The organism is Streptomyces sp. NPDC048436, from assembly GCF_043200355.1.
In the GTDB taxonomy this organism is placed as follows: Bacteria; Actinomycetota; Actinomycetes; order Streptomycetales; family Streptomycetaceae; genus Streptomyces.
In genome coordinates, this window is record NZ_JBICXP010000002.1 from 557,175 (window position 1) to 571,019 (window position 13,845).

11 protein-coding genes and 1 pseudogene are annotated in these 13,845 nt (G+C 70.8%); 5 read left to right on the top strand and 7 right to left on the bottom strand.

The annotated features are described in order from the left end of the window. Positions 1-100 precede the first annotated feature (100 nt). Positions 101-2,479, top strand: coding sequence for a phosphoketolase (locus ACGFX9_RS09075; RefSeq protein WP_393467062.1), 2,379 nt, complete (start codon positions 101-103; stop codon positions 2,477-2,479). 56 nt (positions 2,480-2,535) lie between these two features. Here ACGFX9_RS09075 and ACGFX9_RS09080 read toward each other — a convergent pair whose 3' ends face one another. The 3 genes and pseudogenes from ACGFX9_RS09080 to ACGFX9_RS09090 form a co-directional block, all read right to left on the bottom strand. After that, positions 2,536-3,276 (bottom strand): uracil-DNA glycosylase, encoded by a 741-nt coding sequence (locus tag ACGFX9_RS09080; RefSeq protein WP_393467065.1) that lies wholly within the window; start codon positions 3,274-3,276, stop codon positions 2,536-2,538. Positions 3,277-3,350: 74 nt separating this feature from the next. After that, a complete protein-coding gene (locus tag ACGFX9_RS09085) occupies positions 3,351-4,895 on the bottom strand; it encodes an FG-GAP and VCBS repeat-containing protein (protein WP_393467068.1) in 1,545 nt (514 codons plus the stop codon). Positions 4,896-5,162: 267 nt separating this feature from the next. Then, positions 5,163-5,294 (bottom strand): annotated as a pseudogene (locus ACGFX9_RS09090) (calcium-binding protein); the annotation flags it as partial. Between the two features lie 512 nt (positions 5,295-5,806). On the opposite strand from ACGFX9_RS09090, the gene malX reads away from it, so the two are divergent. The 3 genes from malX to ACGFX9_RS09105 all read left to right on the top strand — a co-directional run bounded on the left by malX (position 5,807) and on the right by ACGFX9_RS09105 (position 9,130). Further along, entirely contained in the window at positions 5,807-7,399 is a 1,593-nt protein-coding gene (gene malX, locus ACGFX9_RS09095; protein WP_393467071.1) for a maltose/glucose-specific PTS transporter subunit IIBC, read from the top strand. A gap of 3 nt (positions 7,400-7,402) precedes the next feature. Continuing rightward, a complete protein-coding gene (locus tag ACGFX9_RS09100) occupies positions 7,403-8,563 on the top strand; it encodes a MalY/PatB family protein (RefSeq protein ID WP_393467074.1) in 1,161 nt (386 codons plus the stop codon). Positions 8,564-8,770: 207 nt separating this feature from the next. Next, the gene (locus tag ACGFX9_RS09105; protein ID WP_393467077.1) at positions 8,771-9,130 is read left to right on the top strand and encodes a hypothetical protein; all 360 of its coding nucleotides are present in this window, start codon (positions 8,771-8,773) and stop codon (positions 9,128-9,130) included. A gap of 7 nt (positions 9,131-9,137) precedes the next feature. Here the strand turns inward: ACGFX9_RS09105 and ACGFX9_RS09110 are convergent, their stop codons facing one another. Continuing rightward, positions 9,138-10,157 (bottom strand): MerR family transcriptional regulator, encoded by a 1,020-nt coding sequence (locus ACGFX9_RS09110; protein ID WP_393467080.1) that lies wholly within the window; start codon positions 10,155-10,157, stop codon positions 9,138-9,140. A gap of 154 nt (positions 10,158-10,311) precedes the next feature. On the opposite strand from ACGFX9_RS09110, the gene ACGFX9_RS09115 reads away from it, so the two are divergent. Further along, positions 10,312-10,971, top strand: coding sequence for an RNA polymerase sigma factor (locus tag ACGFX9_RS09115; RefSeq protein ID WP_393467083.1), 660 nt, complete (start codon positions 10,312-10,314; stop codon positions 10,969-10,971). A 177-nt stretch (positions 10,972-11,148) separates the two neighbouring features. Here ACGFX9_RS09115 and ACGFX9_RS09120 read toward each other — a convergent pair whose 3' ends face one another. The 3 genes from ACGFX9_RS09120 to ACGFX9_RS09130 all read right to left on the bottom strand — a co-directional run bounded on the left by ACGFX9_RS09120 (position 11,149) and on the right by ACGFX9_RS09130 (position 13,788). Further along, positions 11,149-11,859, bottom strand: coding sequence for a C39 family peptidase (locus ACGFX9_RS09120; RefSeq protein WP_393467085.1), 711 nt, complete (start codon positions 11,857-11,859; stop codon positions 11,149-11,151). A 47-nt stretch (positions 11,860-11,906) separates the two neighbouring features. Continuing rightward, positions 11,907-12,599, bottom strand: coding sequence for a peptidoglycan-binding protein (locus tag ACGFX9_RS09125; RefSeq protein ID WP_393467088.1), 693 nt, complete (start codon positions 12,597-12,599; stop codon positions 11,907-11,909). Between the two features lie 196 nt (positions 12,600-12,795). Further along, a complete protein-coding gene (locus ACGFX9_RS09130; protein ID WP_393467090.1) occupies positions 12,796-13,788 on the bottom strand; it encodes an ArsR/SmtB family transcription factor in 993 nt (330 codons plus the stop codon). Positions 13,789-13,845 lie beyond the last annotated feature (57 nt).

Below are 13,845 nucleotides of genomic sequence, written 5' to 3' on the forward strand. Positions count from 1 at the left end.
GTGCGTGGGGCGGGGTCTCTTCCGAGAACTCACCTGTGGCGGGCCCGTCCGCAGCCTCTTCCACCTGATGACGCCCACCGATCCGGTTCTGGAGCATCCGATGACCACGGCCGCCCGATCCACCCCCGCACTGAACGACGACGAACTGCGCGACCTTGACGCCCACTGGCGTGCGGCGAACTTCCTGGCAGCGGGACAGATCTACCTCAAGTCCAATGCCCTGCTGCGTGAGCCCCTCGACGCGGAGCACATCAAACCGCGGCTGCTCGGGCACTGGGGGACCTCTCCCGGGCTGAATCTCGTCTACACGCACCTGAACCGCGTCATCAAGCAGCGGGACCTGGACGCGCTGTGCGTGTGGGGTCCCGGGCACGGCGGCCCCGCCGTCCTCGCGGGCGCCTGGCTGGAGGGCAGCTACAGCGAGATCTACCCGGACGTGAGCCGCGACGAGACGGGCATGACCCGCCTGTTCAAGCAGTTCTCCTTCCCCGGCGGCGTGCCGAGCCACGTGGCGCCGGAGGTTCCCGGCTCCATCCACGAGGGCGGCGAACTCGGATACTCGCTGGCCCACGCCTATGGGGCGGCCTTCGACCATCCGAACCTGATCGTGGCCTGCGTGGTCGGTGACGGCGAGGCGGAGACGGGTCCGCTCGCCGCGTCCTGGCACTCCGGCAGGTTCATCGATCCCGTCCATGACGGCGCCGTACTGCCGATCCTCCATCTCAACGGCTACAAGATCGCCAACCCGGCCGTGCTGGCCCGTCTTCCGCACGACGAGCTCGACTCCCTGCTCCGCGGCTACGGCCACGTCCCGCTGTTCGTGGAGGGGGACGACCCGGCGCAGGTGCACCAGGACCTGGCCCGCGCGCTCGACGAGGCGCTGGACCTCGTCATCGACCACCAACGGGCAGCCAGGACCGGGGAGGCCGCCACGCCCGTGCGCTGGCCCATGATCGTGCTGCGCACCCCCAAGGGCTGGACCGGCCCCGACGAGGTGGACGGCCTTCCGGTGGAGAACACCTGGCGTGCCCATCAGGTGCCGCTGCCCGAGGTCCGCGAAAATCCCGAGCACCTCGCGCAGTTGGAGAGGTGGCTGCGCTCGTACCGGCCGGATGAGCTCTTCGACGGTGAAGGGCGCCCCAGCGAACAGGTGCTGGCCTGCGTGCCCGAGGGGACAAAGCGCCTTGGGTCCACGCCGTACGCCAACGGCGGGCTGCTCCTGCGGGCGCTTCCCCTCGCGTCCCTCGACGAATTCGCCGTGCCGGTCGAGAAGCCCGGCACCACGCTGCACGCCCCCACCCAGGTCCTGGGCGACCTGCTCGCGCGGCTCATGGCGGACACCTCCCAAGACCGCAACTTCCGTCTCGTCGGCCCGGACGAAACGGCCTCCAACCGGCTGCAGGCCGTGTACGAGGCGAGCGGCAAGGCCTGGCAGGAACGCACCCTGCCGGTCGACGAGAACCTCGATCCGCACGGCAGGGTCATGGAGGTGCTCTCGGAGCACATGTGCCAGGGCTGGCTGGAGGGTTATCTCCTCACCGGCCGTCACGGCATGTTCTCCTGCTACGAGGCGTTCGTGCACATCGTGGACTCGATGGTCAACCAGCACATCAAATGGCTCAGGACGACGCAGGATCTCTCCTGGCGCGCGCCCATCGCCTCGCTGAACTACCTGCTCACATCGCATGTATGGCGCCAGGACCACAACGGTTTCTCCCATCAGGACCCCGGCTTCATCGACCACGTACTCAACAAGAGCCCGCACACCGTACGGGTGTTCCTGCCGCCGGACACGAACACGCTGCTCGCCGTGGCCGATCACGCCCTGCGCAGCCGCGACCGCGTCAACGTCATCGTCGCCGGCAAGAACCCGGGCTTCGACTGGCTCTCCCTGGACCAGGCCCGCGCCCACTGCGCGCGCGGCGCCGGGGTGTGGGAGTGGGCGGGGACCGAGCGGGGCGGTGAGCCCGACGTTGTCCTCGCCTGCGCCGGTGATGTGCCCACCCAGGAGATCCTCGCGGCGGCCCAACTCCTGCGCCAGCACCTGCCGCAGCTCGCCGTGCGGGTCGTCAACGTCGTCGACGTGACCACGCTCATGCCGGCCGGGGAGCACCCGCACGGCATGAGCGAGGCCGAGTACGACGGCCTCTTCACCCGCGACAAGCCGGTCATCTTCGGCTACCACGGCTACCCCTGGCTCATCCACCGCCTCGCCTATCGCAGGACGGGCCACGCCAACCTCCACGTCCGCGGGTACAAGGAGTCCGGCACCACGACCACGCCGTTCGACATGGTCGTCCGCAACGACCTCGACCGGTACCGCCTGGTCATGGACGTCATCGACCGCGTCCCCGGTCTCGCCGTCTCCGCGGCCCCGGTCCGCCAGCGCATGGCGGACGCCCGTACCCGGCACCATGACTGGATCCGCGAGCACGGCACCGATCTGCAGGAGGTCGTGGACTGGCAGTGGACCGGCTGAAACCGAGCAGCCGCGGACGCGGGCCGGGGCGCTGGCCGCGCAGCGCCCCACAACTCCTAGGCGTAAGGCGGAATGTGCGCCTCGCCCGCCGCCGCCCGCAGGACGTCCTTGAGCATGTCCGGCGTCAACCGCCCCGTAAACGTGTTGCGTTGGCTCACGTGGAAACAGCCGTACAGGGTGACCGGCCCCGGGCCTTTCGCACCCGGGGCGGCTTCGGACGGGTCCGCGCGTTCCAGCGTCACGCGTGCGCCGTGCGCGAACTTCGGCCGCGGCTTCGGCACGCGCCACCCCGCCGCCGTGAACGCGGGCAGCGCCGCCTGCCATCCGAACGCCCCCAGGATCACCGCCGACCGCAGCCGCGGCGCCAGCAGCTCCATCTCCCGCACGAGCCAGGGCCTGCACGTGTCCCGCTCCCACGGCGTCGGCTTGTTCTCGGGCGGGGCGCAGTGCACCGGCGAGGTCACCCTCAGCCCGCGCAGCTCAAGGCCGTCGTCGATGGACACCGACAGCGGACTCGACGCGAGCCCCAGCTCGTACAGCGCCCGGTACAGGACGTCACCGGAGCGGTCCCCCGTGAACATGCGGCCCGTCCGGTTGCCTCCGTGCGCGGCGGGGGCGAGCCCGATGACGAGCAGCGAGGCGTCCGCGGGGCCGAACCCGGGTACCGGCCGGGCCCAGTACGTCCAGTCCGCGAAGGCGGCCCGTTTGACCCGGGCCACCTCCTCCCGCCACTCGACAAGCCGCGGGCAGGCGGCACACCCGGCGACAGACGCGTCCAACTCGGCAAGCGGATCCATACGTCCACGCTAGTCGGCGGGGACAAAAGGTGCGTGCCGCCGCCCGGTCCGCCCGACGGTCGCCCCTCGTTCCCTCACTCGTCGACGGCCGAGCCGAACGCTGCGCCGGTCGCCGGGGCGCCGAGCGCTGCCGCGCCGTAGGACCAGGAACCGTCCGCCACCAGGCCCTTCGTGCTCGCGGGCAGCGCCCAGACCGCTCCGTCGTGCGTGTTCTCGCCGGGAGCCGCGGCGATCAGCTCGGAACGGCCGTCGTCGTCCGTGTCGGCGAGGCGGATCTGACCGCCCCAGACATCGCCCTCCTCGACCACACCGGGGACATACGCGGTGTTCTGGTCGAAGGACTGCGCCCCCGCTCCGGTCACTCCCTCCCCTGAGCCTCGCAGCAGCCAGACGGCGCCCGCGTCCCGTACCGACCCCACGTCCTCGCCGGGGGCGCCGACGGCCACGTCCGCGTAGCCGTCTCCGTCGACGTCGTCCACGGAGAGCTCCCCGCCCCAGTCGTCGCCGTCCTCCGCCGTGCCCGGAACGCCCGCGGAGGCCTGCGTCCACCACTGGGGCGCGTTGTCCGGCTCCTGGCCCGCGGGGCCTTCGTCGCCGCCGTAATAGACGCCCACCATCCCGCCGTTCGCGCCCTGCGGGGCGTTGGGGAAGTCGCGCGACTGGCCCACGACCAGGTCGTCGTACCCGTCGTTGTTGATGTCTCCGGATGCGGTGCCCAGGCCGCCGTTCAGGTCCCGCTGGTGGCTGACGCCGCTCTCGCCGCCGCCGTAGACGGTCGACCAGCCCTGTGAGTAGCCGTCGTTGGGGCTGTAGCCGGAGATGACCAGGTCGGCATAACCGTCCCTGTTGTAGTCGCCGGTGGTCAGATAGCCCGGCTGTACGGCGGTGCCCGCGGGGTGCTCCGTGGTGTCCACGGAGTCGGTGTGATGCAGCGCGCCCTCGCCGTAGGTGAACAGCTGAGCGCCTCTGTGGTCGAGCACCGCGATCACGTCGGCCGGGGTCGCGCCGGTGAAGCGGGCCGCGGTGACGGACATTCCGAAGCGGGCGCCCTTCTCGGGGGCGGTCGCGGAGACGTTCAGAGCGCGGGCGGCGCCAAGGCCGGTCTTCGAACCGAACAGGACGGTCACGCGGCCCGCGTTCTCCACCGCGTCCACGTCCTCGCCGGGCGCACCGATGACCGCGTCGTCGTAGCCGTCCCCGTCGACGTCACCGGTGGCGACGGCCGAGCCGAAGGAGTCGTACGTCTCCGAGCTGCCCGGAATTCCCGTGGTGGACTGACTGATCACGGCCGTACGGGCCTTGGGGACACTGTTGTTGACGCCGATACCGTTGGCGGCGCCGTACTGGACCGTCACGTACCCGGCGCCCTCCTTGCCGCCGACGGTTCCGTCCGGGGCGCCGATCAGGACGTCGTCGTAACCGTCGCCGTCGAAGTCGGAGTTGCGGTCGGCGGCGCTCGTACCGCCCGGCACTCCGGCCAGGGCCGTGGGAGCCGCCGCGATGCTGACGCCCGTGAGCAGCAGGAAGGACGCGGCGGCCACGGCGGCCGATGCCTTGGTGCGGTGGGGGCGGGCGGCGGTTGACGTGCCGGTGTTCGCGTGGGTGGAGGTGCTGGTCATGGTCTGCTCCCCGTAAGTCGTCTGACGCATGAGCGGAAAGTTCCGGGCATAGAGCGCTATCTCTTGGTAAGCGCCCGTTCCTCACTGACGCCCAGTTCGACACGGGAAGCCGTACGGGAGTTGTGGTGCCGGCCGTGGGCGTGACACAGCGGTGACATCAGTTGCGAAACGCGGACGTCAGGCGCCACCAGGGTCCGACGTGCGGAGCGGGGGTGTGATCGTGAGGGTGCGGGTGGCGCTCCCTCACGACCGCAGGCGCCTCAACTCTCAGTCCTGGTACACCTTGTTCGTGCCAGGGCCGCCCGAGAGCGTGTCTCGGTCGGCGCCGCCGTACAGCACGTCGTCGCCGCTGTTGCCGTACATCGTGTCGTTGCCGTTCTCGCCGTAGAGCGCGTCGTCGTGCACGAGGGTGGCCGAACCCGTCGCGGCGGCCGGGGCGGCCTGGGCGGCGGACGCCGCTGACATGGCGCCTCCCAGGGCGAGGGCGAGGGAAGCGGTGGCGGCGATGATTCCGTACTTGGGCATGCGGAAGTGACCCTTCGCGGAGCTGGTGTCGGTGTCTGTCTCGGTGTCGGTGCATGGAGGTTGATGCACCGGCTCAGAGGGTCTTCCGGCGTTCCGTCAGAGACCACCGGAAGGCGACCCCGGACCCGATGCCGCCCAGGGCCTGACGTACAGAGGAGGGGACCTTCAGCCGTGGACAGCCGTCAACCGGCTGTGATGTGATCCGTTCGGCGGAACGGACCCTCTCCGTCGCTGCTCACCGGGCGATCCCCGGGTGCGTCACGAGGCCCCGTCCCCTCCCCACGTGCCCTCGTCCACCCCTCGGTCCGCCCGTGGCTCCCCCGCGTCGTCGCCACGGCGAGTGAGTGCCGGAGTCGGTCCTCCCCAGGCTCGAAAGTTCCCCTCATATGCACAAGACCAAGGCCGCCCTCTGGGAATTCCTCCAGGGGCTCGGCAAGACGTTCATGCTCCCGGTGGCCCTGCTCGCGTTCTGCGGCATCATGCTGGGCATCGGTTCCTCGCTCTCCAGCCAGGCCGTCACCGAGAACCTCCCCTTCCTCAAGGCCGAGGTCTTCCATCTCGTCTTCACGTGGATGGCCAGCACGGGCCTCGTCGCCTTCACCTTCCTGCCGGTCCTGTTCGCGGTGGCGATTCCACTCGGCCTCGCCCGCGAGGACAAGGGTGTTGCCGCGTTCTCCAGTTTCGTCGGATTCGCCGCGATGAACCTCGCCGTGAACTTCTTCCTCACCGCGAAAGGCGTCGACTTCGAGGACAAGAAGGCCATCGCCCACTACGGCATAGCCGATGTGCTCGGAGTGCAGTCCATCGATACGGGACTGCTCGGAGCCGTGGCCGTTGGCATCGTTGTCAGCGTGCTCCACCGGCGCTTTCGTGCGCAGCGGATGCCGGACGCGCTGGCCTTCTTCGGCGGTCTGCGCTTCGTGCCGATCATCTCCGCGCTCGTCCTCAGCGTGCTCGGGCTGCTCATCCCGCTGGTGTGGCCGACGTTCAACGGCTGGATCACCGCGGTGGGCCGCGGCATCGGGCACACCGGTGTCTTCGGGCCGTTCTTCTTCGGCATGGGCGAGGTGCTGCTGCGGCCGATCGGCCTGCACCACATCCTGGTGGCCATGTTCCGCTTCACGGATGTCGGCGGCGCGGGCGCCGTCTGCGGCGATCAGGTCTCCGGCGCGCTGAACCTCTTCTACGCGCACCTCGACTGCTCGGCGCCGCCGAACACCGCCGTGACCGACGCGACCAACTTCCTGTCCCAGGGCAAGATGGCGGCCTACCTGGGCGGTCTGCCGGGCGCGGCGCTCGCCATGTACCACTGCGCCCACAAGAAGATGCGCCCGGAGATCAAGGCGCTGCTGATTTCCGGCGTGGTGGCGTGCGTGGTCGGCGGCATCACGGAGCCGCTGGAGTTCCTGTTCCTGTTCGTCGCGCCGTGGCTCTACCTCATCCACGCGGTCCTCGTGGGACTCGGCTTCCTGACGGCGGCCGTCCTCGGCGTGTTCATCGGCAACACGGACGGCAACGTCATCGACTGGCTGGTGTTCGGCGTCCTCCAGGGGACGACGACCAAGTGGTATCTGGTGCCGGTGATCGCCGCGGTGTGGTTCGCCGCGTACTACTTCCTGTTCCGGTGGGCGATCACCCGCTTCGACCTCAGGACGCCCGGGCGCGACGAACCCAGCGACGAACCCAGCGACGAAGCTGTGGACGAAGACGAACCGGCGCGCGAGCTGGTCGCCGGGAAGTACGACGCCGTCGCCATGCTCGCCGCGATCGGCGGCGCCGACAACATCCGGTCCCTGGACAACTGCATCACGCGGCTGCGGATGACCGTGGCGGACGCGGCGCTGGTCGACGAGGCGCGGCTGAAGAAGCTCGGCGCCGTGGGCGTCATCAAGCTCGACGCGCACAACGTCCAGGTCATCATCGGCCCGCAGGTCCAGTCGGTGAAGGACGCGATCGCCACGATGGTCCCGGTGGGCTGACCCATGGCAATCCCCTCGTACGACTTCGACACGGTGGTCGACCGGCACGGCACCTGGTGCACCCAGTGGGACTACGTCGAGGACCGCTTCGGCGTCCCCGGTCTCCTGCCGTTCACGATCTCCGACATGGACTTCGAGACGGCGCCGGAGGTCCTGACCGCGCTGCGCGCGCGGCTCGAACACGGTGTGCTCGGCTATTCGCGGTGGCGTCAGAGGGACTTCCTCTCCGCCGTCGTCGACTGGTACGCGACGCGGCACTCCACGACGGTGGATCCCGAGTCGATCGTGTACGGGCCGTCCGTCGTCTATCAGCTGTCCCAGTTGCTGCGCATGTGGTCGCGGCCGGGTGACGGAGTCGTCGCCCACACCCCCATGTACGACGCGTTCCCCAAGACGGTCGCCGCGCACGGCCGGGAGCTGCGGCCCTGTCCGATGCGCGACTGGGCGGAGCTGGAACGGCTGCTCGCGCTGCCCGACACCTCCGTCCTGCTGCTGTGTTCGCCGCACAATCCGACGGGGCGCGTCTGGCCCGCGGACCAGCTGGACCGCATGGCCGAGCTCTGCGCGCGGCACGGGGTCGCGGTCATCAGCGACGAGATCCACGGCGATCTCGCGTACGGCCCTCATGTGCACCGCCCCTGGGCGCTGCACGGCGGCGAGGGGCGCTGGGCGGTGATCACATCCGCTTCGAAGTCCTTCAACATCCCCGCTTTGACCGGGAGTTACGGGATCATCGGCGATCCGGAATCGCGTGACGCCTATCTGCGCCGCCTGAAGGAAGCGGACGGCCTCTCCTCCCCCGCGGTGCTGTCCCTCGTCGGGCACATCGCCGCCTACCGCGAGGGGGCGCCGTGGCTCGACGCGCTGCGGGATTACCTGGCGGGCAACCTCGCGATGGTCGCCGAGCGCCTTGACGCGGCGTTCCCACGGCTCGGTTGGGAGCCGCCGCAGGCCGGATACCTCGCCTGGATCGACCTGCGGCCCCTGGAAGCCGACGACGACGCCTTGCAGCGCGAGCTCGTCGAGGTCGAGAAAGTGGCCGTCATGCCGGGCTCCGCGTACGGGTCCCCGGGCTGGGTGCGGCTCAACGTCGGCTGTCCGCGGAAGAAGGCGGAGGCGGGGGTCGACGCCCTGATCCGGGCGCTGCGGCGGCTCGCCTCCTGACGGACAGCGGCCCCGGACGTGGTGCGACAATCTGGCCAGGACCACGCCCCGTGCCCGACCTGCGAGGCGTGGTCACGTCGTGGGAGGTGCCGGTCTTGGACAGCCCCGGGGCGACAGCGTCCCCGGCGGACCGGCGGTGGGGAGGAACCGACGATGCTGGTGGAGTGGCGGTACATGGCCAAGGGAGCGAGAGTCGTTCCCGAACCTGTGGCCACACCCTTTATCTGGACGGCCGCGTACGCGGGTTCGTTCGTGCTGGTGAGCGTGCTCGATCTGCTCGACGCGCTCGACCGCACCGGCCTCGCGCTGGCGGCCCTCTCCGTGCTGGCGGCGCTGCTCGGTGTGCGGGGCCGTTTCGCCGCGGCGCCGGGGACGGCGCTGCTGTGCTGGATCCTCCTGAACGTCTTCGCCACCCATCCCACCGGCCAGATCTCCTGGGCCGGACACCGGGATCCCGAGTGGATGGCCTGCCTCTTGGCCGCGGCGCTCATCGGCACGGCCGCGGGCCGCGTCCTTCACGCGCGCGCCGCGTACCGCCGCCTCAGCCCGTACGAGGGCACGGGCTGACCCGGGCTCACACGGAGCCGCCCTCGGGCGCGGGGGCCCCGCACACCCTGCCGATCTGGGTCAGCGCCTCCCGGAGGTCGACCGGTCGCAGGGCCCCGCGTACCGCGGGGCCCGCCCAGCCGGGCCCGGCCAGCATGACCGTGGGGCGGCCCCGGGCGCCGCGCACTCCCCAGCGTGCGTCGGCGATGTGCCGGGCCAGCGGGACGCTCGCGGTCGAGCGGGCCTGCGACCACAGCACGACGACCGCGGGGCCCGTCCTGCGGACCGCCGCGGAGACCGCCTCGACCGGCACGGCGGCACCGAACATCCGCTGTGGGACGCCGAGTTCACCCAGTGCGGCGCTGAGCGCCTCCAGCGGGAGCGAGTGCTGTTCACCCGGTACGCAGGCCAGGACCAGGGGGGCCGTCGTGGACGGTGCGGCCGGAGCCGTGGAGCAGCGGTGGAGGGTGCGGGAGACGTGCCAGGACAGCATGTGCTCGACCTCCACGTAGCGGTCGCCGGCCTCCTCCCACTTGCGGCCCACCGCGTGCAGCGCAGGCACCATCACCTCCTGCCACGCGGTGACCAGGCTGTGGCTCTCCACCATGTCGGTCAACAGGCCCTGCACCGCGGGGGCGTCGAGGCGTACGGCGGCGCGCGAGAGCCCCCGCTGCCGGCGGACGAACGTCTCGGGTGAGGGCGTCGGCGTACTGCGCACGCGCCGCGGCTGCGGCACGGAAGCCTGTGCGGGCGCAGCCTCAGGGCCGAGGAACTTCAGTGCCTCGTGGGCGGCTTCGGCGGGCGGCACCCCCGCCGATGTGAGGCGGCCCATCTCCTCCACCATGGCGATGTCCCGCTCCGTCCAGCGGCGGTGGTGACCGGTCTCGCGCCGCGCGGGACCCAGGCCGTATCTGCGGTCCCAGGTGCGCAATGTCGTGGGCGACACCCCGAGCCGTCTGGCCAAGGCGCCGGTGGTGACTCCCGTCCCCGCCGACTCGGCGCCCTGACCGCTGTGTCGCCCTTCACCGCGGCGTTGCCCCTCGCTCATCCGGTCACGATACGACGCACAACCGATGCGAGTTGCCGTGTGCGAGGAGCTGTTTCCAGGATGACCGGATCGCGTCCGCCGCCACGGCCTGACAGCCCGATTCCGTCCGGTCGTGGGGCAGTTCCGATCACCTCAAGGAGCTGACGAAGCGTCAATGGCAACAGTGGTGGCAGAACCAGCACGGGACCCCGCCGGGGAGCGGTACGCGGAACCGGCCGCCGGCCTCGCCCGCGGCGACGAGGCCTGCCTCACCGCCGTGTACCGCCGGTGGCAGCCGCTGGTGTACGCCCAGGCCCGGCGTGCGCTCGGCGACACCCGCGAGGCGGAGGACGTCACCCAGCAGGTGTTCCTCGCCGCCTGGCGCGGCCGGGCGGGCTACCGCCCCGAACTGGGCAGCCCGGCCGCCTGGTTGACCGGCATCACCCGGCGCCGCATCGCGGACGCGCTGGCGGCGCGCACCCGGCGGGCGGCCCTCGTCGAGGATGTCGGGGCGCTGTACGCCGTGGAGTACGGCACCCAGGAGGACATGGACTCGGCAGTCGACCGGGCCCTTGTGACACAGGAGTTGGCGATGCTGCCGGGGCCGCAGCGGACGGTGCTGCGCCTGACCTTCTACGAGGACCTCACTCAGCCGCAGATCGCCGAGCGCACCGGCTGGCCCCTGGGCACGGTCAAGAGTCACGCGCGGCGGGGCATGTACCGGCTGCGCCTGCGTCTTGAGGGCGTACAGGACGACCCCCAAAAGAATCTTCGGGCGAGTGCATCCGCGCACCCCCTTTCGGCGGAAGCAAGAAGTAGCCCGATGTGTCCGTGACCGCACCGCGGCCGAAGGGACGGCCCGGACCCTGCCTCCTGTACGGCCTCAGCGGAGTCGGCGCCGCTGAGGCTGTCGCCGTTCTCCCCGAAACGGCGACCGCGCGTCCGTGGGTGGCGTCGCACCGCGCGACGTCACCCACGGACGTCACCCGCGGACGTCACCCACGGACGCGGTTCAGGCCGCGTACCCCTTCGGCGGGATCAGGGTCGCGAGTTGCTCGAAGGAGAGCCAGTAGATCTGGTTGCCGCCGAAGGATGCGGGGTCGGCGATGAGGACCGTGCGGTTGGCGTCGTCGTACCCGATCACCGTGAAGTAGTGGTAGATCGTCTGGTCCGACGGATAGCCGGGCGGCTGGTTGCCGGGCGGGGCCACGATGTTGGTCACCAGCGGGTAGTTGTTGTCGATGTCCAGGACGATGTCGTTCCACAGCAGGTCCTTCTGTGCCTGGGTGGGCGGATCGTTCGGCATCTCCTTGGTCTCGTACCAGCCGGTGCCGAGGTTGGCGTTGAGTACGCCGGTCACCTGGCTGATGTGATCGGTTCCCGCCTCGGTGGTGCCGATCTGTGCGGCCAGGGCGCTCTGGCTGGGCGCGGCCATGCGTGCGGACAGGGCGATGCGGGTGGCGGCGGGGCCGCACCAGTAGCCGGTCTCCTGGACCTGGTAGTCGACCGGGAGCGTGTGCGCGCTCGCCGTGCGCGCACCGCCGACGCTCAGCCGGGTTCCCGGTTCGTTCTGCCCGCTGACGACAGCGGTCCCGGCCTTCGAGCCGTGACCGAGCACCGACACGCCGTGCGGACGGGCGGGGTCCGCCTGGGCCGCGGCCGGGCTGACGAGGGCCCCCACCGCGGCTACGGCGATCGCTGTGGCGACAAGTCTCTTACGCATACGGGCTCCTGGTGTGAGGGGTGGGGGCGGTAGAGGCGCATCGGGGCTCAGGGAATCGGCGGGACCGATGGGCCTTCCTGGGCGAGCAGGTCGCGGGCGAACTGCTCCCACTGGGCGTAGCGGTCCGGGAAGGCCGAGACCTGGACGGCCTGGCAGACGTCGCCCGGGGGCATGGTCTGCCAGCCGTCGATCTGGATCAGCCCCGGGTTGCTGCCGAAGGGAGCCACTCCGTAGAAGGACTTGGAGGAGGTGGCGACGTCGGTGATCTGCTCGGGAGTGCCCCAGCCCGTGCTGGGACGCTGCTGGAAGATCCCCAGGGAGTCGTGGTCCACGGGCGTCAGGTAGTTGACGAACTTCGATTCCTGCATGGCGGTCATCAGCGCGATGACCTGGCCCTGTTCGGGGATCTGCGCGCCCTTGCCGACACCTATGACGGTGCGCGCGTTGGCCAGTTCCTCGGGTCCGAGGTCGGCCGCGGTCCGGAAGGTCTGGTGCAGTTCGCCATCCGAGGCCTGCCGCAGGGCTCTCGCGGTCGCGCCGTCGACGGAGCCGGTACGGTCCAGGCCGTGCCGCTCCTGGAACCACTTCAGGCCGTGCCCGGAGGACGCCGCGGCGGCAGCCCGGGGCTCCGAGGCTTGGGCGATGCCGGGCGCGGCGAACAGGGTGCCCGCGACGGCGAGCGTGGCGGCCACGGCCATCGGGTGGGTGATCGTGCGGGTGAGGGTGCGGGTAGTGCGCAACGCCACTCCTTCATCGGATCGTCGGTGCGTCCCTTCGGGCGGGATGGCGGGACGCAACGCGGTGGGGGGATGCGTGTGCAACAGCGCGGTCAGCTTCCTTGCATGCCCATGCCAGACGCAATGAATGAAAGCCCAGGCTTACGGCGGCCCCCGGACCGAAGTTCTGACGGCGGGCGGCGCATGAGGACCCGTCCGGCTAAGCGGTGGTGCCGCGCTCGCCGCTGCGCAGCAGCGCACGCCCTTGCGGGGTAGCGACGTGGAACGACCGGCCGCCTCTGCGGGCGGTGGTCACCAGGCCCGCGGCGCGCAGGATCTTCACGTGCTGGCTGATGGCCGGGTGGGTGACCTCAAGCAGGCGGGCGAGCTCGACCGTGGAGGCGCCGGTGCGGACCGCCTTGAGGACGGCGGCGCGCGTGTACCCCATCAGTGGCCCCAGAGCGCCGTCGTCCGAGCGGTCGGGCGGATCGGGATGGGTCCAGTCCATCGCGTGGTCGATGGGATACACGAGCACGGGCGGCAGTTCGCCGTCGGCGAGCGTGACGGGCGTGGGCCAGCAGAAGAACGAGGGCTGCAGGATGATTCCCCGGCCGTCGAGACGCAGATGCTGGTCCACGGGATAGTCGGCCTCCAACACCGGGTATTTCCAGCGTAGTTGGGGTCCGAGCCCCGCCAGAAGCCCCTCGGTGCCGCCGCCCAGGAGACTGTGCAGCCGCATGATGCGGTCGGCGTCGATCTGGGCGTGGATCCGCTGCCAGAACGGCGCGAGCGCCTCCACGTGATACGTGTGCAGAGCCCGCCCCAACTGCCGCAACGCGGCGCTGTCCCCGCGCGCCAGCGACTCCGTCCAGCCCGGCAGCCGACGTGAAGCGGCCACCCGCGACAGGTCGGTGCGCAGGCGCGAACGGGGTGTGCGTACGAGAGTGTCGACCGCCGCGTGCAGCGTCGCGCCGTCACCGTGGGTGGGCGTGAGGAAGTCGGGAGAGCAGCCGTGCGGCGGCAGAAGGGGTGACAGGAGCCGGCAGCTCTCCGAAAGCCGCGGCCTCGCCCACCGGCGCCACGCGCCGAACACCCTTGCCCCGTCGCGCCGTTGCAGGGTCTGTACGCTGTTGCTGATCTCCCACAGGATGTCCGGCCCCGAGGCGACCCGCACCCGCGCCAGGTCCTCGGCCGTGAAGTACACCCGCAACATGACCCGCCACTCCCCCGGTTCCCGTGCCTCATGGACGCCGCGTGCTGTCACGGCAGG